This is a genomic window from Achromobacter sp. ACM02 (assembly GCF_014851605.1).
In the GTDB taxonomy this organism is placed as follows: Bacteria; Pseudomonadota; Gammaproteobacteria; order Burkholderiales; family Burkholderiaceae_B; genus Achromobacter; species Achromobacter aegrifaciens.
Map to the genome: position 1 here is coordinate 877964 of NZ_JACUZY010000001.1, position 22499 is coordinate 900462.

A 22499-nucleotide genomic window follows, 5' to 3' on the forward strand; every position below is an offset into this window, starting at 1 on the left:
CAAGAATGCTGCATTGCACTACAAATGTAATGAAACATTATTCCATTACAATCACATGGCAGTCCGGGGTTTTACGTCCCGGTGTTGCCCCCCTTTCCGCCGGCTTGCCTGTCCAGGCAAAGCCATGCCGCCCACTCCGATTCTTGAAGTGACGTAATGACGCCGCCCACGCGAAAAGCCCGAATTGCCCAACTACGCATTCCCGTATTCCTGTCAGCGCCCATCATCGCCCTGACCCTTTCCTGGATTCCCGACGCCGCTCAGGCGTCCGTCCGCTCCGAGCAGGCCCGCCCCTCGCTTACCGGCCTGCGCCTGGCCCAGGAACCCACCGTCCCCACCCTGCGCGACCGTGTCGTGCAAGCCGGCCTGGATGCCATCGGCACCCCCTATAGCTGGGGCGGCGACGATGCCGACGGTTTCGATTGCAGCGGACTGGTCCTGCACGTCTTCCGTGAAATCGCCGGCCTGGAGCTGCCTCGCACGGCGCGCGCTCAACGCACCGCTGGCGAATCCGTCGCCAACAAGCAGGATCTGCGCCCCGGCGACCTGGTGTTCTTCGCCACGCGCGGCCGCGGCGTGACCTCGCACGTCGGCATCTACATCGGCCAGAACAAGTTTGTCCACGCTCCGCGCCGCGGCACCAAGGTGCGTGTGGACGAAATGAAGAATTCGTACTGGACCAAGCGCTACGTCGGCGCCCGGCGCTATCTGGATATGCAACCGGGCCAGATGCTGGCCCAGGCTTCCGCCCGCTGACGGAAAAAATCGGGGCGTCGCTGCCGACGCCCCTGGGGGAGGCACCACAGCCTGCCGCGGCCAGTCCAGCAAGGACGCGCCGCCGCAGGCTTGCCGCGTTTCAGCCCCGGCCCACGAAGGGCATGTTGGTCGCCATGATGGTCATGAACTGCACGTTGGCCTCCAGCGGCAGGCGCGCCATGGCGGCCACCGCCTGCGCCACGTGAGCCACGTCCATGCGCGGCTCCACCTTGGTGCTGCCGTCCGCCTGCAGGATGCCTGCGGCCATGCGTTCGGTCATGTCGGTGGCGGCATTGCCGATGTCGATCTGGCCGCAAGCGATGTTGTAGGGCCGGCAATCCAGCGAAATGGACTTGGTCAGCCCGGTCACCGCGTGCTTGGTGGCGGTGTAGGCGATGGAGAACGGACGCGGCGCATGCGCCGAGATCGAACCGTTGTTGATGATGCGCCCGCCACGCGGATTCTGCGCCTTCATCACGCGAATGGCGGCTTGCGCGCACAGGAACATGCCGGTCAGGTTGGTGTCCACCACCTCGCGCCACAGCGATACGGGCAACTCCTCGATCGGCATCGCGGGCGCGCCGCGGCCGGCATTGTTGAACAGCACGTCCAGCCGGCCATATTCGCGCTGCGCCGCATCGAATAGTTCGCGCACGGCCTGCTCGTCGGATACATCCGTGGGCACCACCAGCGCCCTCACGCCGTCCTCGCCCGCCGCGGTGCGGGTGGCTTCCAGCGGTTCGCGGCGACGGCCGGCCAACACGACCCGATAGCCTTGCGCCAGGAATTCCAGCGCCACCGCGCGGCCTATGCCGGTACCGGCGCCGGTGACCAGCGCCACGCGCGGGTGTTCGATCTCGTTCGCTTGCATCGGATTCTCCTTGTTATCGATCGGCGGAATGCTACCCCAATCATTCTGGGCATGCTGCAAGCGAAGGTTCCAGCCGTGACACATTCGAACTCGTCACACGCAAGCAAAAATTACCCGGCATGGACAAGCTGCCGAATGCGCCGGAAGACCCGTTTTTCCTGCACCGATCGCGACCGACGGATCCGCGCCCGCTCAGCTATTCCGCGCAGAAAAATCTGCGCAACGCATGCCACAGGGTCGACAATCCCGTGTTGATCCGTCACAAGTCTTTATATAATTCCTGGAAATTAGCTTATTACCAAAAATCCAATAACACCCACGGAGCAGGTTCTATGACCCCACGGTCCCTACCCGCCGCACTGGTCCTGAGCGCGTTGTACGCCGCCTCGGTCGGTGCGCAAAGCGCGCCCGACGGCAAGCAGATCAGCACCCAGGGCGCCAACGGCGCGCCCGCCTGTATCACCTGCCACGGCGCCCGTGGCGAGGGCAATCCCGCCGCCGGCTTTCCGCAACTGGCCGGCATGGGCAGTGCGTACCTGGACGAACAGCTCGAAGCCATGGCCAATGGCTCGCGCGTCAGCCCGGTCATGGCCGCCACCGCCAAGGCGCTGGACCCGGCGCAGCGCAAGGCTGTGGCGCAGTACTACGCCTCGCTGCCTTCCGCGCTGGACATCGACAAACTGGCCGCCACCGCCATGCATCCTGCCAAGCCGGCCGACACCGGCGCCTGGCTGGCCACCCGCGGCGCCTGGGACAAGAACGTGCCCGCCTGCAACCAGTGCCACGGGCCGGGCGGCATCGGCGTCGGCGCGAATTTCCCCGCCTTGGCGGGCCAGCCCGCTGCCTACATCGCGGGCCAACTGCGCGCCTGGCAGCAAGGCCAGCGCCCTCCGGGTCCGCTGGGCCTGATGCCGGCCGTGGCCACGCGCCTGTCCAGCGCCGAGATCGACGCCGTCTCCGCCTACTATGCAGGCCTGCCCAAGGCCGCCGACCAGCTTGCCGCGCAAGCCAACACCGCCGCGGGAGCCCAGCAATGACCGCCACCAGCCTGCGCCTGCTGTTCGCCGCCTGTCTGTTCGCGTCCGCCGCCACGTTTGCGGCCGAACCCCGCCCGTCCTTCACGCCGCCGTCGGCCGCGTCCATCCCCGACAACGATTTCGGCAAAGCCGTGCGCGAAGGCGAACAGATCTTCCTGCACACCCCGCAGAACGCCGCCAAGTTTGTCGGCAACAACCTGAACTGCGTCAGCTGCCACCTGGACGCCGGCCGTCGGCCGGACTCCGCGCCTATGTGGGCTGCCTACGTGCTCTACCCCGCCTATCGCGCCAAGAACGGCCACGTCAACACCCTGGCCGAACGCCTGCAAGGGTGTTTCCGCTTCAGCATGAATGGCAAGGCGCCCGCCGCGGACGATCCCACCCTGACCGCGCTGCAGACCTATATGTTCTGGCTGGCCAGCAAGGCGCCCACCGGCGTGGTGCTGGAGGGCCAGGGCTACCGCAAGCTGCCCGCGCCAGCCAAGAAGGCCGACTACCTGCGCGGCAGCGAGGTCTATGCGCAATACTGCGCGGTCTGCCACGGGGCCGAGGGCCAAGGCCAAAAGAACGGCAAGCACTGGGTGTTCCCCGCCCTGTGGGGCGCGGACTCCTTCAACTGGGGCGCGGGCATGCACCAGATCGGCAATGCCGCCGGCTTCATCAAGGCCAACATGCCGCTCGGACAGGCCGGCATGCTGAGCGACCAGGAAGCCTGGGACGTCGCCTACTTCATGAATGCGCACGAACGTCCGCAGGATCCGCGCTATACAGAGTCTGTCGCCGCGACCCGGGCCAAGTACCACGACTCCGACGACTCGCTTTACGGTATCGAGGTCAACGGCCATTTGCTGGGCAGCGACTCGCCGCCAGCCGGCGGCAAGCTGACCCAGGCCGCCGCCAAGGCTGGCGGCTGAGTCCGGCAGGCGCAGATCACGCGGCCGGCTTGCGGGTTCCCCCCTGCCCGGCCGCGTGATTTGTTATTCTTCGTGTCTTAGCATCACACGCCTGCCACATTCATGTCCGCCAATCCCGGAAACGTCTTCATGGTCGTCGCGCCCAGCGGCGCCGGCAAGTCCAGCCTGGTCAAGGCCTTGCTCCAGCAAGACCCCTCCATCCTGCTCTCCATTTCCTGCACCACCCGCGCGCCCCGCCCCGGCGAGGAAGACGGCCGCGAATACCGCTTCGTGTCCACGGACGAATTCAAGCTTCTGCGCGAGGGCAACAACCTGCTGGAATGGGCGGAAGTGCATGGCAACTTTTACGGCACGCCGCGAGACCGCATCGACGAAGCCACGCGCGCCGGCCGCGACGTGCTGCTGGAGATCGACTGGCAAGGCGCGCGCCAGGTGAAGCAGCGCTTCCCCGGCGCGATCGGCGTGTTCGTGCTGCCGCCGTCCATCGATGAACTCGAAAGCCGGCTCAAGGCGCGCGGCCAGGACGCGCCCCAGGTGATCGCGCGCCGCCTGATGGCCGCGGGCGGCGAAATCGCCCACGCGCCTGAATGCGAATATGTTATTATTAATCAAGAATTTAGCGTGGCCTTGTCGGAATTGACTCAAATAGTCAGCGCCGCACGGCTGCGCTTTTCGTCTCAGGCCGCCCGCCACAGCCAGTTGTTCTCGCAGCTGGGCATCCCGGCCGAGCACTGAGCCGAACGCATTCTCCCTATCCTCCATCAGCACCAGGTGTCCTAATGGCTCGCATTACCGTCGAAGACTGTCTGAATCAAATCCCCAATCGTTTCAAGCTCACGCTGGCCGCGACCTACCGCGCCCGCGAGTTGGCGCAAGGCCATGCCCCGCGCCTGGACAGCAAAGACAAGCCCACGGTCACTGCCCTGCGCGAAATCGCGGGCGGCCTCACCGGCGTGGAAATGCTGCGTAAAGTACCCACCTGATAATCTCCGGGGGCGGCAAGCATGGCTTTTCCCGGGCTGAAGTACGCTTCATCAGGTCTGCTTGCCGCACTGCGTGCCGGCTCCCGTCTCGGGCGCCGCACCGGCAAGAAAGACAAGACTCCCCCCACGCCACCGTCCGTCGCCGCGCAAGAAGCGGCGGACGCGACCGCCTCGCCGGTCGCTTCGCTGGCGCCGCTGACCGAAATCATCGGCAGCTATCTCGACAAGAAAGACGTAGAGCGCGTGCGCGAAGCCTATCGCTTCGCGGACCAGGCGCATCTGGGCCAGTTCCGCGCCAGCGGTTCGCCCTACATCTCTCACCCCATCGCCGTCACCGAAATCTGCGCAGGCTGGAAGCTCGACGTCAACGCGTTGTCCGCCGCCCTGCTGCACGACGTGATGGAAGACCAGGGCATCGCCAAGCATGAGCTGGCCGAGAAATTCGGCCCTGAAGTCGCAGAACTGGTCGACGGCCTGTCCAAGCTGGACCGCCTGGACTTCGCCACCAAGGCCGAACAACAGGCCGAGAGCTTCCGCAAGATGCTGCTGGCGATGGCGCGCGACGTGCGCGTCATCCTCATCAAGCTGGCCGACCGCCTGCACAATATGCGCACGCTGGACGCGGTCAATCCGGAAAAGCGCCGCCGCATCGCGCGCGAAACACTGGACATCTACGCGCCTATCGCGCATCGCCTGGGCCTGAACCTGCTGTTCCGCGAACTGCAGGACCTGTGCTTTGCGGCCATGTACCCGAACCGCTATCAGGTGCTGTACAAGGCCGTGCTGGCCGCGCGCGGCAACCGCCGCGAGGTCATCACCAAGATCGCCGATTCGGTGCGGGCTTCGCTGCCCGCCGCCGGCATCGAAGCCGAGGTCACCGGCCGCGAGAAGACGCTCTACGGCATCTACCGCAAGATGGTCGACCAGAAGAAGTCGTTCTCCGACGTCCTGGACATCTACGGTTTCCGGGTCATCGTGCACACCCTGCCCGAGTGCTACCTGGCGCTGGGCACGCTGCATCAGCTCTACCGGCCCGTGCCCGGCAAGTTCAAGGACTACATCGCCATCCCCAAGGTGAACGGCTACCAGTCCCTGCACACGACGCTCGTCGGCCCCTACGGCACACCGGTAGAGTTCCAGTTCCGCACCCGCGACATGCATCACGTTGCGGAAGAAGGCGTGGCCTCGCACTGGCTCTACAAGGGCGCGGACCTGACCCTCAACGACCTGCAGAAGCGCACCCACCAGTGGCTGCAATCGCTGCTGGACATCCAGAGCCAGACCGGCGATTCCGGCGAATTCCTGGAGCACGTCAAGGTCGATCTGTTCCCCGACGCGGTCTACGTGTTCACGCCGCGCGGCAAGATCATTTCGCTGCCCCGCGGCGCGACGCCGGTGGACTTCGCCTACGCGATCCACACCGACATCGGCAACCAGGCGGTGGCCGCCAAGGTCAACGGCGAGTTCGTGCCGTTGCGCACCGAACTCAACAGCGGCGACACGGTGGAAATCGTCACATCCCCCGCCTCCCGTCCGAACGCGCAATGGCTGAACTACGTGCGCACCGGCCGCGCGCGCTCTGAAATCCGCCACTACCTGCGCACAGTCAAGTACGAAGAATCGGTGGCCTTCGGCGAACGCCTGCTGGGCCAGGCGCTGCAAGAGCTGCACATGCCCCTGCCCGCCACCGACGACCCGGCCTGGCAGAAGCTGGCGCGCAGCACCGGCGCCAGCTCGCGCGAGGAAATCCTGGCCGACATCGGCCTGGGCAAGCGCCTGGCCGCCGTGGTGGCGCGCCGCTTCGCGCCCGAACACCAGTTGGTCGCAACCACGGCCGCTGCCGTGGACGAGCTGACCTCGGCGCGCAGCGCCCCCATCCTGATCCAGGGCAATGAGGGCCAGGCGGTGCAATTGGCGCCTTGCTGCGGCCCGCTGCCGGGCGACCCCATCATCGCCGGCATGCGCATGGGACACGGACTGGTGGTGCACACCGCCGATTGCCCGGTGGCCATGCGCCAGCGCCTGCGCGAACCAGAACGCTGGATCAACGTCGCCTGGGACCCCAACAACACCGCCAAGCACCTGGCCACGCGCCTGGACATCGTCACGCGCAACGAACGCGGCGTGCTGGGCCGGCTGGCGGCGGAAGTCACGGCGGCCGACGCCAACATCGTGCACGTCACCATGCACGACGACGCGGTCGCCACGGTGTCGCTCCATCTGACGATCCAGGTCGACAGCCGCAAGCACCTGGCGCAGGTGATCCGCGCCATCCGGCACGTGCCGCAAGTGCAGAAGATCGTGCGCGTGAAGGGTTGAGCAGTTCTTCAGTGCAGGGCTGAATCGCCAGCCCTGCACTGCTCTGCTCAGGTCACGTGCTGCAGAAAATCCTTGAGCCGCTGACTGGGCGGATTGCTCAGCAATTCGCCAGGCGGCCCGTCATGCGCGATCTTGCCCGCGTCGATGAAGATCAGGCGGCTGCCCACCTTGCGCGCGAACTCCATCTCATGCGTGACCACGACCATGGTCATGCCCTCCTCGGCCAGGTCGCGCATGACTTTGAGCACCTCGTGGCGCAGCTCCGGATCCAGCGCCGACGTGGGCTCGTCGAACAGCATCAGCTTGGGCTTGATGGCCAGCGCCCGCGCAATCGCCACGCGCTGCTGCTGGCCGCCTGAAAGCTCGGACGGATAGTGGTCCATGCGCTCGGCCAGGCCGACCTTGGCCAGCAGGCTTTCGGCCAGCTCACGCGCCTCGGCGCGGCTTTGCCCACGGGTATGGATCGGGCCGAACATGACGTTTTCCAGCGCCGTCATCTGCGGGAACAGATTGAACTGCTGAAACACCATGCCCGCCTCGCGCCGGATTTCGCGCACTTGCGCGGCCCCGCCGTTCACGCTCAGTCCATCGACCAGCAAATCGCCATCGTTGATGGTTTCAAGCACGTTGATGCAACGCAGGAAGGTGGACTTGCCCGAACCCGAGGGCCCAACCACCACCACGACCTCGCCCGCGTCGATGTTCAGCGAGATCCCGTTGAGCACCACGGACTCGCCGAAAGTCTTGGTGACGTTGTGGAATTCAACCATGCTCATAGTATGCGCATCCTTCTTTCAATCAGATGCAGGCCCAACGCCATCAGGCCGGTCAGGATCAGGTAGACGATCGCCACCGCCGACCAGATCTCGACGGCGCGAAAGTTGCTGGCCATGATTTCCTGGCCCTGCCGGGTCAGTTCGGCCACGCCGATCACGATGAAGAGCGAAGAATCCTTCAGGCTGATGATGCACTGGTTGCCCAGCGGCGGAATCATGCGGCGGAACGCCACCGGCCCGATGATGTGGAAGAGGATCTTGTGGAACGGCAGCCCCATGGCTTGGCCGGCTTCCTTCAGGCCCTTGTGCACGGACAACAGCGCGCCGCGCACGATCTCGGAAATGTAGGCCCCGGAATTGATGATGAGCGTGACGATGGCCGCCCACTCCGCGTCCACCCGGATGTTCGCCAGCAGGGGCAAGGCGAAATAGATGAACATCACCTGCACCACGATCGGCGTGCCGCGGATGACCGCGACGTAGACCTGCGCGATGGCCGACAGGATGGGATGTCCGTAAGCCCTTGTCACGCCGGACAGCGCGCCCAGCAAAAAACCGCCGAACAAGCCCCAGAACGTGATCTTGATGGTCATCAGCGTACCCTCGAGCAGATTGGGTAGCGCGTCCCTGATTACAGTCCAGTCAAACTCCACGATATTCCCCCTATGGCGCGGCGCCGCGCCGTAGCGCGGCGGGAGCGGCGCGGGACCATACGCCCGACTGCGGCGTAGCTGCCGGCATCAGCCGGCGCAGGCCGATGCCGGGCGGTCCCGGAATGCAATGCGGACCCGGATGCTCAGGGCTTCTTGCCGAACCACTTGGTATAGATGGCGTCGTACTGGCCGTTGGCCTTCAGCGTGGCCAGCGCCTTGTTCACCTGCGGCACCAGATCGCTGCCCTTGGGGAAGGCGATGCCGTAGAAGTCGCCGCTCTTGACCGAGCCGACCACCTTCACGCGGCCCTTGCCGGCGGTGTTGGCGTAGTACTGGACATTGGGCGTGTCGTGCACCGCGGCGTCGACGCGGCCGGTAGCCAGTTCCAGATAGGCGTTGTCGATGTTCGGGAACAGCTTGAGCTTCGCATCCGGCACCTGCGCCTTCAGGAAGTCCACGGTGGCGGTGCCGGTCTTGACCGCGACGGTCTTGCCGGCCAGGGACTTGGCGTCCTTGATGTCCGTGTTCTTTTCGCCGACCAGGATCGCCAGGCCGCTTTCGTAGTAGGGATCGGAGAAGTCGATGACCTTCTTGCGGTCGTCGCGGATCGTGATGCCGGCCAGCGCCGCGTCGATGTTCTTGGTTTGCAGGCCCGGGATGATGCCCGCGAAGTCCATGGGCTGCAGCTTGTACTTGAGGTTGAGTTCCTTGGCGATGGCCGCCCACAGATCCACGTCGAAGCCCACGTAGGTATTACCCTGCTTGAACTCGAACGGCACGAAAGCGGTATCGGTGGCCACCACCAATTCCTTGCCTTGGGCATGCGCGCCTGAGACGGCACCGAACATGGCCACGGACAGGCCGACCAGTGCGGCGGCGACTTTGCGTTTGATCATGAAACTCTCCTCTTGGGGACCAGTCGGCACCCCGGGGTTGTTGTAGGGGCATGATTCCTGGGCTGCGCCGGGGTCTCCGGCACGGCTTACCGCCGATCTTAACGCATACGTCCCCACCCGGCAGCGGCCGGAAAATTTACAATCCGCATGACACCCGGAGGATTCCCATGGCCTACAAACATGTACGCATTGCCGGAAACCGGCGTCAGACGGGCCTCGCGCTGGGCAAGCTGGCGCGGCCCCTGATGGCGACCTACCTGGACCAAAGCCGCACCTGGGACGCGCTGCGGCCATGGCGCGGCCACGCCTTCCTCGACGAGCTGGCGCAACAGGCGCAAGCTGCGCTGCCAGCAATCTGGGAAGAACTGGAAGGCATGGCCGAGGGCCTGCACATGCCGATCGAGGACGTGCTGCTGTGGAACTGCCGCGGCGACCTGCTGCACAGCACCACCGACGGCTGCACGTCCGTCGCGCTGAAAGCGGCCGACGGCACGCGCTGGATCGCACACAACGAGGACGGCGATCCCTATCTGCGCGGGCGCTGCCATCTGGTCGACGTGGCGCTGGAAGACGCGCCCGGCTACCTCAGCTTCTACTATCCGGGCTCGCTGCCCGGCCATACCTTCGGCGCCAACCGCGCCGGACTGGTGCAGACCATCAACAACCTGCGCATCCGGCAGCGGCATCCCGGCGTGCCGCGCATGCTGATGGCGCGCGCGGTGCTGGATTGCACGACGCTGGACGAGGCGCTCGGCCTGTTGCGGCACCTACCGCACTCCGGCGGCTTTCACCACACCCTGGGCGCGGCCGGCGACGCCCGCCTGCTCAGCGCGGAAGTGGCGCCGGGCGAGGTTTCCATCCTGGAGATCGGCACGCGCTACGGCCATGCCAATCACATGGTGCATGCCGACATGGGCGGCATCGCGCAGATCGTCACCGACTCGTCGCGGGCGCGACAGAACCGCATCGAGGGCATCGTGGACGGCTGGTCCAGCGCGACCGCCAGCGCGGATCTGCTCGCCGCGCTGCACGACACCGAAGGCGAACTGCCTATCCTGCGGACCTCGCCGGATGATCCCGATGACGAGAACACGCTGGCGACGGCGGTCTTTGAAATTGGGGAAAGCGAAGTGACCTTGCGGGTGTATGACCGGAAGGCGAGAGCGGAGATCGTGCTGGATGTGATGTCAGATACGGAGTGAGATTGCCGCCTGACCCATCAACACAACGGCCGCGTCATCACTGACGCGGCCGTTGTCTTTCGGTGCAGACGGATTACACCGCCCCGTACCCGCCGCCTCCCGGGGTTTCGACGACGAAGATATCGCCCGGACGCAGCTGTGCGCTGTCTTGCGGACCCAGTTCCTGGACCGAACCGTCGGCGCGTTCGACCGAGTTGCGTCCCATGGCGCCGGGTTGCCCTCCCGCCAGGCCGAACGGCGCATACAGGCGGTTGTTCGACAGGATGGCGGCGGTCATGTCCTCCAGGAAACGGATGCGGCGCACACCGCCGTCACCGCCCGGGTAGCGGCCGGCGCCGCCCGAGCCCTTGCGGATTTCGTAGGATTCCAGACGCACCGGGAAACGGAACTCCAGCACTTCGGGGTCCGTCAGCCGCGAGTTGGTCATGTGCGCCTGCACCAGCGAGGTCCCGGCGAAACCTTCATCGCGAGGCCCCGCCGCGTCGATGCGCACAGGACCCGCGCCCGTGCCGCCCGAGATGGTCTCGTAGTACTGATGACGCGCGTTGCCGAACGTGAAGTTGTTCATCGTGCCCTGGCTTGCGGCCAGCACGCCCAGCGCGCCATACAACGCGTTGACGATGCACATGGACGTTTCCACGTTGCCCGCCACCACCGAGGCCGGCGGATTCGGACGCAGCATCGAGCCTTCCGGCAGGATGATGGACAGCGGCACGAGGCAGCCGTCGTTCAGCGGAATATCGTCATTGACCAAGGTGCGGAACACGTACAGCACCGCCGCAACGGCGATGGCGCCCGGAGCGTTGAAGTTGTTGTCCAGCTGGTTGGACGTGCCCGTGAAGTCCACCACGGCGCTGCGCGCCTCGGTGTCCACCTTAACGGCCACGCGGATCACCGCGCCGTTGTCCAGCGGGTACTCGTAGCTGCCGTCCTTCAGCACCGAGATCACGCGGCGCACCGCTTCCTCGGCGTTGTCCTGCACGTGCCCCATGTAGGCCCGGACCACGTCCAGGCCGAAGTGGTCGCACATGCGCAGCAGCTCCTGCACGCCCTTTTCATTGGCGGCGATCTGCGCGTGCATGTCGGCGATGTTCTGGTCCGGATTGCGCGCCGGCCAGCGGCCCGAGCCCAGGATGCCGCGCGCCGCGGCTTCGCGGAACTCACCGTTCTTCACCAGCTGGAAGTTGGTGAAGAGCACGCCCTCGTCTTCCACCGTCTTGGAATCCGGCGGCATGGAGCCCGGCGTGGTACCGCCGATGTCGGCATGGTGGCCGCGCGAACCGACGTAGAACAGGATCTCCCGCCCATCGCGGTCGAACACCGGGGTGATGACCGTGACGTCGGGCAAGTGCGTGCCGCCGTGGTACGGATCGTTCACCACGTAGGCGTCGCCAGGCTGCATGTTGCCGGCGTTGGCGTTCATGACCGTGCGCACGGACTCGCCCATGGACCCCAGATGCACCGGCATGTGCGGGGCATTGGCGATCAGGCGGGCCTGCGCATCGAAGATCGCGCAAGAGAAGTCCAGGCGTTCCTTGATGTTGACCGAGTACGCCGTGTTCTGCAGGCGGTAGCCCATCTGCTCTGCGATCGACATGAAGAGGTTGTTGAAGACCTCCAGCATGACCGGATCGGCCTGCGTGCCGATGGCGCGGCGCTCCGGACGCGCTTCCACGCGGCGGATCACGAAGTGGTCCTGCGCCGTGAGTTCCGCCTGCCAGCCGGCCTCGACCACCGTGGTCTGGTTGGGTTCGGAAATGATGGCGGGTCCCGCCACCACGTCGCCGCCCGCCATGTCCTCGCGCACGTACAAGGGCGTGTCGCGCCAGGCGCCGCCGCTGTACATGCTGACGACGCGGCTGGGAGCCAGCGCGCCGTCGCGCACGCGCGCCGCGGACGCGTCGCCGACGCGCTCGCCGCCGCCCGTGGCTTCGACCGAGATGGTTTCCACCACCAGTTCGCGGTTGGGCATCAGGAAGGAATAGCGCAAGCGGTAGGCCGCTTCGAATTCCTTGCGCGCCTGTTCCAGGTCCGTGTACGCCACTTCCAGCGAGGTGTCCGTGCCGCGGTACTTCAGATGCAGGCGGCGCTGCACGCTGATGTCGCTTTCCGCCACGTGCTGGCGGCGCAGTTCGCCGACCGCCTGGCCGGCCAGCTCGTCGAATTCGACCTTCAATGCCAGCATCAGTTCGGCATCGAGAACCTTCTCGACCGTCTTCTGGCGCATGTCGGTCTGGTCGGCCAGGCCCATGCCGTAGGCCGACAGCACGCCGCCCAGCGGGTGCGCAAACACCGTGGTCATGCCCAGCGCGTCGGCGACCAGGCAGGCATGCTGGCCGCCCGCGCCGCCGAACACCGTCAGCGCGTACTCGGTCACGTCGTGGCCGCGCTGGACCGAGATGCGCTTGATGGCCTCGGCCATGTTGCCCACGGCGATTTCCAGGAAGCCTTCGGCCAGCTGTTCGGGACTCATTTCGCGGCCAGTGGCGGCGCGCACTTCGTCGGACATGGCCGTAAAGCGCGCCACGACCGCATCGCGGTCCAGAGGTTCATTGGCCTCGGGGCCGAAGACCTTGGGGAAAAAGTCGGGCTGGATCTTGCCCAGGAGGACGTTGCAGTCCGTCACCGCCAGCGGGCCGCCGCGGCGGTAGCAGGCGGGCCCCGGGTTGGCGCCGGCTGAATCCGGACCCACGCGCAGACGCGCGCCGTCGAAATGCAGGATCGAGCCGCCGCCCGCCGCCACGGTGTGGATGCTCATCATGGGTGCGCGCATGCGCACGCCGGCCACCTGGGTCTCGAATTCGCGTTCGAATTCGCCGGCGTAATGCGACACGTCGGTGGAAGTGCCGCCCATGTCGAAGCCGATGACCTTGGGAAAGCCCGCGATCTCGCTGGTGCGCACCATGCCGACGATGCCGCCGGCAGGACCCGACAGAATGGCGTCCTTGCCGCGGAAGCGATGCGCGTCCGTCAGGCCGCCGCTCGATTGCATGAACATGAGGCGGATGCCCGGCAGTTCGCCGGCCACCTGGTCCACATAGCGCTTCAGGATGGGCGACAGATACGCGTCCACCACCGTGGTGTCGCCGCGCGACACGAACTTGATCAGCGGGCTGACCTCGTGCGAGGCCGACACCTGCGGGAAGCCCACTTCACGCGCGATGCGGGCCGCGATGCGTTCGTGCTCGGGCGCATGCCAGGCGTGCATGAAGACGATGGCCACGGCGCGGATGCCGCTGTCGTAGGCGGCCTGCATGGCTGTGCGCAGCGCTTCCTGATCCAGTTCGCGGATCACCTCGCCGTCGGCCGCCACGCGCTCATCCGCTTCCACCACGGACTCGTAGAGCATCTCGGGCAGGACGACATTTCGGTCGAACAGGCGCGGACGGTTCTGGTAGGCAATGCGCAGACCGTCGCGGAACCCCTTCGTCGTGACCAGCAAGGTGCGCTCGCCCTTGCGTTCCAGCAAGGCGTTGGTGGCCACCGTGGTGCCCATCTTCACGCACTCGACCTGGTCGGCGGGCACGGGCTGGCCGGGCGCGATACCCAGCAACTTGCGGATGCCGGCCACGGCTGCGTCGCGGTACTGCTCGGGGTTTTCCGAGAGCATCTTGGCCGTGGTGGTCGTGCCGTCGGGGCGACGCGCCACGATGTCGGTAAAGGTACCCCCACGGTCAATCCAGAATTGCCACTTCATAGCTGTCCTTGCAAACAAAGGGTCGCCGCGGCGCCTGCGGCCGCGCACGGGTAAACGGAATCAGAGAGAGGTCGCCGCGCGGGCCGCCTGGTCGTACAGGCCGGACAACGCGCGCAGCGTATGCGCCAGCTGGCGGCTGAAGTCCAGCCCGCCCCCGCCCGGCGCGTCCAGGCCGGCGGTCAGGCATTGCTCGCGGACCTCGGCATAGCGCTTGAGTATGGCCGCGCCTTCCGGGGTCACGCTGTAGAACACTTCCTTGCTGCTGCGTTCGCCCTTGACCACGCCCAGGCGGTCGAGTTTCTTCAGCGCGTAGCTGACGATGTGCGTGTCCTCGACATTCAGCGTGAAGCAGATGTCGGCCAGCTTCTTGGGGCGCTCGCGGTGATAGACATGATGAAAGACCATCACGTCGGTGGGCGTCAGGTCGGGCAGCCCGGCCGCCGCCATGCAGCGCACGGTCCAGCGGTCGAAGGCGTGGCTGGCGATCATCAGACCGAATTCCACTTCGGAAAGGTCGGGCGCGCTGCCGCCGGCCAAATGGGCCGACGATGCAATCAAAGTGGGGGGCATGGAAGACGCAAGCCGAGTTTATCTGAACGAAATACTAATAATTTATCTATATTTCATCAATAAAAAATACGAACAAGACGCCGGAAATCCCCTCTTTCAAGGGAATACCCCTACAGGACTACAGCCGAAACAGGCCGTCTTAAGGCGCCGACCAGCCCATGGGCAGGTTCGCCCGGATCAACCACCCCGCGATGGAAATCCGCGGCGCGATATCGGGCATGGGGTCGCCGGGACCGAACCAGCGCGCATCGGCGATCTCGTCTTCCTGCACGCGTATGTCGCCGGACACGTAGTCCGCTGTGAACGCGACCATGAGCGAATGCGGGAACGGCCAGGACTGGCTGCCGAAATACTGCAGGTTGCCGACCTTCAGGCCGACTTCCTCGTGGACCTCGCGGTGGATGGTCTGCTCGATGCTTTCGCCGGGTTCGACGAAGCCGGCCAGCGCGGTATAGCGCGAGGTCGCGGTGGTGGTATGGCGTGCCAGCAGGATGCTGTCGCCCTTGCGGATCAGCACCATCATGGCGGGCGAAATGCGCGGATAGGCCGAAAAGCCGCAGGACGGGCAACGCAGACAGAATTCGGTGGGCACCCGCTCCGCCAGCGTACCGCAGACGCCGCAGAACCGGTGCGTGCGCGCCCATTCGGCGATCTGGTAGGCGCGTCCGGCCAGCGCCATGCGCTCGTCATCCAGTACGCCAAAGAGCGAACGCAGCTTCCTGAACGCATAGCCTTGCGGCGGCTCCACGCCCGGATCCACGTGCACGGTGCGGTACGGCGAACCGGGCAGCGTCCAGATCGGCTGCAGGGCCGTGGCCGCCACGCCTATCCGTACACACAATGCAGTGTCCGGCAGGACGGCCGAAGTCTCTTCCACCAACAACTCATCACGACGAAAAACGAAGTTCACACATGCCTCGGCATCACGCTTTCGATAGCGCAATGTTAGAAGAAAAACGGCTGCCGCAATGCGTTTGCGCAAAGATTGAACCCTCAATGATCGGCAGTGCGCACGCCTGTTAGGAATAACCCGTAAAGACGCGATTTCGCGCGCCCCGCCGCCGCATAGCAACATAGAATGGCACGGCTTTTCAGCTGCGCGTCATCGCCGCGGCGCTCTCTTTTTCGCAATGCCTATCGGGCACAACCCGGCTTCACCATTCGCAAAGAAGGACCCACCCATGCACAAGAAAATCTCCCTGCTCGCCGGCAGCATCGTCCTGGCGTTCAGCGCAGGCGCACAGGCCCAAACCAAATGGGATCTGCCCACGGCCTACCCGGCCAGCAACTTCCACGTCGAGAACCTGACCACCTTCGTCAAGGACGTAGACACGCTGTCCGAGGGCAAGCTGAAGATCACGCTGCACAACAACGCCTCGCTGTACAAGGCGCCCGAGATCAAGCGCGCCGTGCAAGGCAACCAGGCGCAGATCGGCGAGATCCTGCTGACCAACTTTGCGAACGAAGACCCGATCTACGAACTGGACGGCCTGCCCTTCCTGGCCACCGGCTATGACGCGTCGTTCAAGCTCTACCAGGCGCAGAAGCCCTTCCTCGAAAAGAAGCTGAACGCGCACGGCATGACGCTGCTGTACGCGGTGGCCTGGCCGCCCCAGGGCATCTTCGCCAACAAGGACATCAAGCAGATCAGCGACATGAAAGGCCTGAAGTGGCGCGCCTACAGCCCGGTGACGGCCAAGATCGCCGAACTGGTCGGCGCGCAGCCTGTCACGGTGCAGCAGGCTGAATTGGCCCAGGCCATGGCCACCGGGGTGATCGATTCTTACATGTCCTCGGCGTCGACCGGCTACGACACCAAGACCTACGAGTACATCAAGAAGTTCTACGACACCCAGGCCTGGCTGCCGAAGAACGCCATCATCGTCAACAAGAAGGCGTTCGACGCGCTCGACCCCGCGGCCCAAGCCGCCTTGAAGAAGGCTGGCGCGCAAGCCGAGGAACGCGGCTGGAAGCTGTCGCAGGAAAAGAACAAGTGGTATCAGGCGGAACTGGCCAAGAACGGCATGGAAACCATCCAGCCCACGGTTGAGCTGAAGGAAGGCCTGTCCGTGATCGGCAAGCGCATGCTGGACGACTGGCTGAAGAAGGCTGGCGCCGACGGCCAGGCCATGATCGACGCCTACAAGAAGCAGTGATATTTCCATGCGCCGCTTTCTAGATGGTCTTTACGGCGCGGCCGGCCTGCTGGCCGGCCTGTGCACGATCGGCGTCCTGGTGTCGGTGCTGGCCGCGATCATCGCGCGCCAGCTCAGCATGAACATACCCGGCACGGACGCCTATGCCGGGTATTTCATGGCCGCCGCCGGGTTTCTCGCCCTTGCCAGTACGTTCAAGCACGGCGAACACATCCGCGTGACGCTGCTGCTCAATTCGCTCAAGCCCGCCGCGGGTCGCAAGCTGGATATCTTCGCCCTGGCGGTCGGCTGCCTGCTGGCGTCCGCCTTCGCGTTCTTCAGCATCAAGCTGACCTACGACTCCTGGCAGTTCAACGACATCTCCACGTCCAACGACGCCACGCCGCTCTGGATCCCCCAGCTCAGCATGGCCGTGGGCACGGTGCTGTTCCTGGTCGCCCTGATCGACGAGCTGATCCGACGCTCACGCGGCCTGGCCGCCGCCACTTCGCAGCAAACCCATGAATGAACTACTCGTCATAACCCTATTGGTCGTCTCGATCTTCGCGCTGCTGGGCTGCGGAGTCTGGGTCGGCCTGACCCTGGCGGGCACCGCCTGGATCGGCATGGAGATCTTTTCCAGCCGGCCCGCGGGCGATGCCATGGCCGTTACCATCTGGGGCGCGTCCTCCAGCTGGACGCTGACCGCCCTGCCGCTTTTCCTGTGGATGGGCGAAATCCTGTTCCGCACGCGGCTGTCCGAAGATCTGTTCAAAGGGCTCGCCCCCTGGCTCAACCGCCTGCCCGGGCGGCTGCTGCACACCAACGTGATCGGCTGCGCCATCTTCGCGGCGGTCTCGGGCTCGTCCGCGGCGACCTGCGCCACGGTCGGCAAGATGACCATCCCGGAACTGACGCGCCGCGGCTACCCCGAGGACAAGATCCTGGGCACGCTGTCGGGCGCCGGCACGCTGGGCCTGCTGATCCCGCCTTCCATCATCATGATCGTGTACGGCGTGGCGGCGGACGTGTCCATCGCCAAGCTGTTCATCGCGGGCATCGTGCCGGGTATCTTGCTGGCCTTGCTGTTCATGGGCTACATCGCCTGGTGGGCGATCCGCAATCCCGGCCAGGTTCCCGCGGCCGACCCCGGCCTGACGTTGCTGGAGAAGCTGTCGCGCTCGCGCCATCTGATCCCCGTGATGCTCCTGATCGGCGCAGTGCTGGGCTCCATCTATACCGGCATCGCCACCGCCACGGAAGCGGCGGCCGTCGGCGTGGTGGGCGCGCTGATCCTCTCGGCGCTGCAGGGATCGCTGAACCGCTCCACCTTCATGCAGTCGCTGCTGGGCGCCACCCGGCTGTACTGCATGATTGCGCTGATCCTGGCGGGCGCGCAGTTCCTGACGCTGGCCATGGGCTATATCGGCCTGCCGCGCGCGCTGGCCGAATGGATCGGAGGCCTGGGCCTGTCGCAGTTCGGGCTGATCATGGCCTTGATGGTGTTCTTCATCGTCCTGGGCTGCTTCCTGGACGGCATCTCCATCGTCGTGCTGACCATGGGCGTGCTGCTGCCCACGGTGCAGGCCGCCGGCATCGACCTGATCTGGTTCGGCATCTTCATCGTGTTCGTTGTAGAAATGGCACAGATCACGCCGCCGGTCGGGTTCAACCTGTTCGTGCTTTCCGGCATGAGCGGCAAAGAGCTGCCCTACATCGCGCGCGCCTCGCTGCCTATGTTCTTCCTGATGATCCTGGCCGTGCTGCTGCTCTATGCCGTGCCTGGCATAGCGACATGGCTGCCGCTGCACATGACGCTGTAGGACGACGTCACACTGAAAACCCCGTTTCTAAAACGGGGTTTTTTTTCGCCAGGGCTGGCGCCCTACCCGCTCCCCCTGTTTTGCCGTCCTGTAAACCAGGGAAAACTCCAAAAAACAACAGGTGTTGTTCGTGCCCCAGTTTTTCTAGAATTCCCAGGCGCTGCTACGTTGCAACATTACAGCGTATATGTGCATATGCGGCCTTCGCCCGGACCCGCGCTTACCGTAAGCGTCGGTGCGACGGCCCAGCGCCTGACGATCCGCCAGGCGTAAACAGCCAGGCCAAAAGCCCGGCGCCACTAAAAAATAGCGCTACCCAGGAGGAGCCCCCAGCATGAAACGCATTACCCTATCCCTCGCCCTTGCAAGCCTGGGCCTGGCCGCCGGCGCGGCCCAAGCCGAAACCAGCGTCACCCTGTACGGCATCGCCGACGTCAGCATCCGCTACCTGAGCACCAGCGCCGGCAGCGTCGGCCAAGACGGCAGCCGCGTGTCGATGGAGAACGGCGCCATCTCCAACAGCCGTTGGGGCCTGCGCGGCTCCGAAGACCTGGGCGACGGCAACCGCGCCTTCTTCCGCCTGGAAAACGGCTTCAACATGCAGAACGGCCGCGGCTCGGATCCGTCCAAGACGTTCAGCCGCCTGGCCTACATCGGCCTGGACGGCGGCAACATCGGCGCGCTGACCCTGGGTTTGCAGAACACCCCGATGTTCGACCTGCTGGCTGACTACTTCGACCCGCTGACCGTGGGCAATTACGACCAGAACGCCTGGCTGCCCGCCGCCATGTCGCGCGTGCGCACCAACAACATGACCAAGTACTCCAACACCATCGGAGACCTGGCTTTCGTGCTGTCCTGGGCCAACGGCGACGACTACAACGACCACAAGGCCGGCCAGCAGTACGGCGCCAGCCTGCGCTACACGGTCGGCAAGCTGGGCCTGGGCGCTGCCTATCAGCAGACCTACGACGGCACGGATTCCGATCTGCGCCAGCGCGTCTGGAACCTGAACGCCTCCTACCAGTTCGAAGCCGCCAAGGTCTTCGCCGGCTACTACAACGGCCGCGACGAAACCGGCTGGGTCAACGCCGTCATGGGCGGCGAACAGGCGCCCGGCCTGAATCGCAAGGACAACGGCTACTTCGCCGGCGTCACCTGGCAGGCCACGCCGCGCTGGGCCATCACCGGCGCCGCCTACTACGACCAGAGCAAGAACGTGGTCGAAGATGGCGACAAGGGCAAGCGCTACGCGCTGGTCGCCGTGGCCGAGTACTCGCTGTCCAAGCGCTCGCAGATCTACGGCACCGTCGACTGGAACAAGGTCAACGATGCCGCCAGCGGCGAAATCGCCGGCAAGACCAGCCAGCTCGGCGCCGCAGTGGGCTTCCGCCACATCTTCTGATGGCAGTCCGCGCCGGATGCCATGTGCGTCCGGCGCGGTTTCGTCACGCCCCCATCCTCACATCCCCAGATACGCCTTGCGCACCTCGTCCGAGGCTGCCAGTTCCGCCGCTTCGCCCGACAGCGCCACCCTGCCGCTCTGCATCACGTAGGCGCGCGCCGCGACTTCCAGCGCCTGGGCCATGTTCTGCTCCACCAGCAAGACCGACAGGCCGTCGTCGCGGTTCAAGGCGGCCAACGCGTCGAATACCTGTTCCACCAGCAGGGGCGACAGGCCCAGGCTGGGCTCGTCGATCAGGAGCAGGCGCGGCCCGCTCATCAACGCGCGGCCAATAGCCAGCATCTGCCGCTCGCCGCCCGACATGGTTCCGGCCAGTTGCGTGCGACGCTCCTTCAGGCGCGGGAACAAGGCATAGACCCGCTCCAGGCGTTCCCCGTACACGCGCTCATCGCGCACCGTATAGGCGCCCAGGCGCAGGTTCTGTTCCACGGGTTGGCGCGCGAAGACGCGGGCGCCTTCGGGGATCATGGAAATGCCCTGGGTCACCAGCCTGTCCGGCGGGGTGCCAGTGATGTCCCGGCCTTCGAAAATTACCCGGCCGCCCTTGGGCCTGACCGACCCGACGATCGCCATCAGGGTGCTGGATTTGCCCGCGCCGTTGGCGCCCAGCAGCGCAGCGATTTCGCCCGGCCTGACCTCCAGCGACAAGCCGCGCACCGCCTGCACGCCGCCGTAGGCCACGCTCAGGTCTTCCACTTTCAGCATCGCATCAGGCACGGTGCTTTCTCCCCAGATAGGCTTCGATCACAGCCGGGTCGCGCACGATTTCCTGCGGCGCGCCCTCGGCGATCATCTGGCCAAAGTTCAGCACCAGCACCCTCTGCGCCAGCCGCATGACCACCTCCAGCACATGCTCCACGATGATGAGCGTAACGCCCGACGCGTGGATGCCCCGCAGGATCTCGGACAGGGCGATGGCCTCGGCCGGATTCAGGCCGCCCGCCACTTCGTCCAGCAGCAGCATGCGCGGCTCGGTGGCCAGCGCCCGGGCCAGTTCGACCCGCTTCTGTCCCGCCACATTGAGTTCGGACGCCCTCACGTCGGCGCGCTCGGCCAGGCCCACCAGTTCCAGCACACGGGCCGATTCGCGGCGCGCGTCCTGCAGGCGCGGATGGCGCAACAGCGCGCCGACCATGGCGTTTTCCAACACCGTCATCTGTCCGAAGCTGCGCGGGATCTGATAAGTGCGCACCAGGCCCATGGCGGCCACCTGTTCGGGCCGCCGGCCTATCATCGACTGGCCGTCGAAGGTCACCGAGCCTGAGGTGGGCTCGTGATGTCCCACCAGGCCGTTGAACAAGGTGCTCTTGCCCGCCCCGTTCGGGCCGATGATGGCGACGATCTCGCCCGCCTCGACCGACAACGAGATGTCCTTGTTCGCGACCAGACCGCCGAATTGCTTGGTCAGGTTCTTAACGTCCAGCAGAGCCACGGCGCCTCCTCAGTGTGACCAGCCCGCCCGGCAGGAACATGGTGACCAACAAAATAGCCAGGCCGAAAACCAGCAGGTCCAGGCCCATGCCCGAACTGCCCCACAGCACGCGCGTGCCCTCGGATAGCGGCAGCAGCACCGCCGCGCCCAGCCACGGGCCGATCAACGTGCCGACCCCGCCCAGGATGGTCACCAGTACGACCTGCACCGACATCGTCAGGTTGAACATGGATTCCGGATCGATGAAGCCCACGTACATGGCGAAGAAGCCGCCCCATACGCCCGTCATGCCCGCCGACATCACGAAAGCCAGCATCTTGTAGCGGTCCGCAGGCACGCCCAGGCTGCGCGAGGCCGCCTCGTCGCCGTTGATGGCGCGCCAATAGAAGCCGGTCTTGGAATGCACCAGGAAGAACGTGGCGCAGAAGGTCAGGAAGGCCAGGCCCACCGCGATCCAGTAGTACGGCACCTTGCTGCGGAACAGCAGCATCCAGGCGGCGTCGCCGATGGGCGCCTCCAGGCCGACCGCGCCGCCCGCCCATTCCCAGTTGATCATCAGCAGCAGGCCGATCTGCAGCAGCGCGATGGTGGCCATGGCGAAGTAGTGGCCGGACAGCCGCAGCGTAGGTCCGCCCACCAGCCAGGCCAGCGCGGCGCTGATCACCCCGCCCAGCGGGATGCCCAAGAGCGGCGTGAGCTTCAGATGGTGCAGGAGCAGCAAGGTGGTGTAGCCCCCTACCCCCACGAACACACTGTGCCCGAAGGAGATCCGCCCAAGGAAGCCGCCCACGAGGTTCCAGCACGCGCCCAGCGCGCCGAACATGATTGCCAGCAGCAGCACCTGCAGGGTGAAGGCGTCCTTTACCACCAGCGGCACCAGGGCCATCAGGATGGCGGCCACGGCCGCGGCCAGGACCGGCCATTTGGGCACGCCGGCGGACGGGGTATCGATGTTGTCTGTCTTGTTCAT

21 protein-coding genes are annotated in these 22499 nt (G+C 65.5%); 11 read left to right on the forward strand and 10 right to left on the reverse strand.

Annotation, left to right across the window (positions count from 1 at the left end; genetic code table 11):
- Positions 1-156 precede the first annotated feature (156 nt).
- Positions 157-756: a C40 family peptidase gene (locus IB258_RS03995; RefSeq protein ID WP_054454079.1), complete on the forward strand. Its 600-nt coding sequence runs from the start codon at positions 157-159 to the stop codon at positions 754-756.
- 100 nt (positions 757-856) lie between these two features.
- Here IB258_RS03995 and IB258_RS04000 read toward each other — a convergent pair whose 3' ends face one another.
- Positions 857-1627 (reverse strand): SDR family oxidoreductase, encoded by a 771-nt coding sequence (locus IB258_RS04000; protein WP_054454077.1) that lies wholly within the window; start codon positions 1625-1627, stop codon positions 857-859.
- A 332-nt stretch (positions 1628-1959) separates the two neighbouring features.
- Here IB258_RS04000 and IB258_RS04005 point away from each other — a divergent pair, with 332 nt between their 5' ends.
- The 5 genes from IB258_RS04005 (at position 1960) to IB258_RS04025 (ending at position 6880) form a co-directional block, all read left to right on the forward strand.
- The gene (locus tag IB258_RS04005) at positions 1960-2664 is read left to right on the forward strand and encodes a c-type cytochrome (protein ID WP_192352175.1); all 705 of its coding nucleotides are present in this window, start codon (positions 1960-1962) and stop codon (positions 2662-2664) included.
- A complete protein-coding gene (locus tag IB258_RS04010) occupies positions 2661-3578 on the forward strand; it encodes a c-type cytochrome (protein WP_192352176.1) in 918 nt (305 codons plus the stop codon). Before IB258_RS04005 ends, IB258_RS04010 begins: the two co-directional genes overlap by 4 nt.
- 102 nt (positions 3579-3680) lie before the next feature.
- Complete coding sequence (gene gmk / locus IB258_RS04015) at positions 3681-4313, forward strand: guanylate kinase (protein WP_082400970.1); 633 nt, start codon at positions 3681-3683, stop codon at positions 4311-4313.
- A 44-nt stretch (positions 4314-4357) separates the two neighbouring features.
- The gene (gene rpoZ / locus IB258_RS04020) at positions 4358-4561 is read left to right on the forward strand and encodes a DNA-directed RNA polymerase subunit omega (protein WP_006219679.1); all 204 of its coding nucleotides are present in this window, start codon (positions 4358-4360) and stop codon (positions 4559-4561) included.
- Positions 4562-4582: 21 nt separating this feature from the next.
- Positions 4583-6880: a bifunctional (p)ppGpp synthetase/guanosine-3',5'-bis(diphosphate) 3'-pyrophosphohydrolase gene (locus IB258_RS04025; protein WP_054454071.1), complete on the forward strand. Its 2298-nt coding sequence runs from the start codon at positions 4583-4585 to the stop codon at positions 6878-6880.
- A 47-nt stretch (positions 6881-6927) separates the two neighbouring features.
- Here the strand turns inward: IB258_RS04025 and glnQ are convergent, their stop codons facing one another.
- The 3 genes from glnQ to glnH form a co-directional block, all read right to left on the reverse strand.
- Positions 6928-7656, reverse strand: a complete 729-nt coding sequence (glnQ, locus tag IB258_RS04030; RefSeq protein ID WP_054454067.1) for a glutamine ABC transporter ATP-binding protein GlnQ — start codon at positions 7654-7656, stop codon at positions 6928-6930.
- Positions 7653-8309: a glutamine ABC transporter permease GlnP gene (gene glnP / locus IB258_RS04035; RefSeq protein WP_054454065.1), complete on the reverse strand. Its 657-nt coding sequence runs from the start codon at positions 8307-8309 to the stop codon at positions 7653-7655. Before glnP ends, glnQ begins: the two co-directional genes overlap by 4 nt.
- A gap of 143 nt (positions 8310-8452) precedes the next feature.
- Positions 8453-9205 carry a glutamine ABC transporter substrate-binding protein GlnH gene (glnH, locus tag IB258_RS04040; RefSeq protein ID WP_054454063.1) on the reverse strand — a complete coding sequence of 251 codons (753 nt, stop codon included), beginning with the start codon at positions 9203-9205 and terminating at the stop codon, positions 8453-8455.
- 167 nt (positions 9206-9372) lie between these two features.
- On the opposite strand from glnH, the gene IB258_RS04045 reads away from it, so the two are divergent.
- The gene (locus IB258_RS04045) at positions 9373-10407 is read left to right on the forward strand and encodes a C45 family peptidase (RefSeq protein ID WP_175181009.1); all 1035 of its coding nucleotides are present in this window, start codon (positions 9373-9375) and stop codon (positions 10405-10407) included.
- 73 nt (positions 10408-10480) lie between these two features.
- On the opposite strand, the gene IB258_RS04050 is transcribed toward IB258_RS04045, so the two are convergent.
- The 3 genes from IB258_RS04050 to nudC all read right to left on the reverse strand — a co-directional run bounded on the left by IB258_RS04050 (position 10481) and on the right by nudC (position 15584).
- Positions 10481-14104: a hydantoinase B/oxoprolinase family protein gene (locus IB258_RS04050; RefSeq protein ID WP_192352177.1), complete on the reverse strand. Its 3624-nt coding sequence runs from the start codon at positions 14102-14104 to the stop codon at positions 10481-10483.
- 60 nt (positions 14105-14164) lie between these two features.
- A complete protein-coding gene (locus IB258_RS04055) occupies positions 14165-14674 on the reverse strand; it encodes a winged helix DNA-binding protein (protein WP_175181011.1) in 510 nt (169 codons plus the stop codon).
- Between the two features lie 139 nt (positions 14675-14813).
- The gene (nudC, locus tag IB258_RS04060; RefSeq protein ID WP_192352178.1) at positions 14814-15584 is read right to left on the reverse strand and encodes an NAD(+) diphosphatase; all 771 of its coding nucleotides are present in this window, start codon (positions 15582-15584) and stop codon (positions 14814-14816) included.
- Between the two features lie 271 nt (positions 15585-15855).
- Here nudC and IB258_RS04065 point away from each other — a divergent pair, with 271 nt between their 5' ends.
- The 4 genes from IB258_RS04065 to IB258_RS04080 all read left to right on the forward strand — a co-directional run bounded on the left by IB258_RS04065 (position 15856) and on the right by IB258_RS04080 (position 20037).
- Positions 15856-16830: a TRAP transporter substrate-binding protein gene (locus tag IB258_RS04065; RefSeq protein WP_054454053.1), complete on the forward strand. Its 975-nt coding sequence runs from the start codon at positions 15856-15858 to the stop codon at positions 16828-16830.
- 7 nt (positions 16831-16837) lie between these two features.
- Positions 16838-17338 (forward strand): TRAP transporter small permease, encoded by a 501-nt coding sequence (locus IB258_RS04070; protein WP_042793698.1) that lies wholly within the window; start codon positions 16838-16840, stop codon positions 17336-17338.
- On the forward strand, positions 17331-18632 hold the full coding sequence (locus IB258_RS04075; protein WP_119451596.1) for a TRAP transporter large permease: 1302 nt from the start codon (positions 17331-17333) through the stop codon (positions 18630-18632). The genes IB258_RS04070 and IB258_RS04075 overlap by 8 nt, the downstream gene beginning before the upstream one ends.
- Positions 18633-18966: 334 nt before the next feature.
- Positions 18967-20037: a porin gene (locus IB258_RS04080; protein ID WP_054454050.1), complete on the forward strand. Its 1071-nt coding sequence runs from the start codon at positions 18967-18969 to the stop codon at positions 20035-20037.
- Between the two features lie 57 nt (positions 20038-20094).
- Here the strand turns inward: IB258_RS04080 and IB258_RS04085 are convergent, their stop codons facing one another.
- The 3 genes from IB258_RS04085 to IB258_RS04095 are packed head-to-tail and all read right to left on the reverse strand — an operon-like array spanning position 20095 to position 22499.
- Positions 20095-20802 (reverse strand): ABC transporter ATP-binding protein, encoded by a 708-nt coding sequence (locus tag IB258_RS04085; protein WP_175160565.1) that lies wholly within the window; start codon positions 20800-20802, stop codon positions 20095-20097.
- Positions 20803-20806: 4 nt separating this feature from the next.
- Positions 20807-21529, reverse strand: a complete 723-nt coding sequence (locus IB258_RS04090; protein ID WP_054454046.1) for an ABC transporter ATP-binding protein — start codon at positions 21527-21529, stop codon at positions 20807-20809.
- Positions 21510-22499 (reverse strand): branched-chain amino acid ABC transporter permease, encoded by a 990-nt coding sequence (locus IB258_RS04095; RefSeq protein WP_192352179.1) that lies wholly within the window; start codon positions 22497-22499, stop codon positions 21510-21512. Before IB258_RS04095 ends, IB258_RS04090 begins: the two co-directional genes overlap by 20 nt.

Excerpts from the sequence above, each read along its gene's own strand:
- IB258_RS03995 (WP_054454079.1), top strand. The coding sequence starts at position 157 with ATGACGCCGCCCACGCGAAAAGCCCGAATTGCCCAACTACGCATTCCC.
- IB258_RS04000 (WP_054454077.1), bottom strand. The coding sequence starts at position 1,627 with ATGCAAGCGAACGAGATCGAACACCCGCGCGTGGCGCTGGTCACCGGC.
- IB258_RS04005 (WP_192352175.1), top strand. The coding sequence starts at position 1,960 with ATGACCCCACGGTCCCTACCCGCCGCACTGGTCCTGAGCGCGTTGTAC.
- IB258_RS04010 (WP_192352176.1), top strand. The coding sequence starts at position 2,661 with ATGACCGCCACCAGCCTGCGCCTGCTGTTCGCCGCCTGTCTGTTCGCG.
- gmk (WP_082400970.1), top strand. The coding sequence starts at position 3,681 with ATGTCCGCCAATCCCGGAAACGTCTTCATGGTCGTCGCGCCCAGCGGC.
- rpoZ (WP_006219679.1), top strand. The coding sequence starts at position 4,358 with ATGGCTCGCATTACCGTCGAAGACTGTCTGAATCAAATCCCCAATCGT.
- IB258_RS04025 (WP_054454071.1), top strand. The coding sequence starts at position 4,583 with ATGGCTTTTCCCGGGCTGAAGTACGCTTCATCAGGTCTGCTTGCCGCA.
- glnQ (WP_054454067.1), bottom strand. The coding sequence starts at position 7,656 with ATGAGCATGGTTGAATTCCACAACGTCACCAAGACTTTCGGCGAGTCC.
- glnH (WP_054454063.1), bottom strand. The coding sequence starts at position 9,205 with ATGATCAAACGCAAAGTCGCCGCCGCACTGGTCGGCCTGTCCGTGGCC.
- IB258_RS04045 (WP_175181009.1), top strand. The coding sequence starts at position 9,373 with ATGGCCTACAAACATGTACGCATTGCCGGAAACCGGCGTCAGACGGGC.
- IB258_RS04050 (WP_192352177.1), bottom strand. The coding sequence starts at position 14,104 with ATGAAGTGGCAATTCTGGATTGACCGTGGGGGTACCTTTACCGACATC.
- IB258_RS04055 (WP_175181011.1), bottom strand. The coding sequence starts at position 14,674 with ATGCCCCCCACTTTGATTGCATCGTCGGCCCATTTGGCCGGCGGCAGC.
- IB258_RS04065 (WP_054454053.1), top strand. The coding sequence starts at position 15,856 with ATGCACAAGAAAATCTCCCTGCTCGCCGGCAGCATCGTCCTGGCGTTC.
- IB258_RS04070 (WP_042793698.1), top strand. The coding sequence starts at position 16,838 with ATGCGCCGCTTTCTAGATGGTCTTTACGGCGCGGCCGGCCTGCTGGCC.
- IB258_RS04075 (WP_119451596.1), top strand. The coding sequence starts at position 17,331 with ATGAATGAACTACTCGTCATAACCCTATTGGTCGTCTCGATCTTCGCG.
- IB258_RS04080 (WP_054454050.1), top strand. The coding sequence starts at position 18,967 with ATGAAACGCATTACCCTATCCCTCGCCCTTGCAAGCCTGGGCCTGGCC.
- IB258_RS04085 (WP_175160565.1), bottom strand. The coding sequence starts at position 20,802 with ATGCTGAAAGTGGAAGACCTGAGCGTGGCCTACGGCGGCGTGCAGGCG.
- IB258_RS04095 (WP_192352179.1), bottom strand. The coding sequence starts at position 22,499 with ATGAACAAGACAGACAACATCGATACCCCGTCCGCCGGCGTGCCCAAA.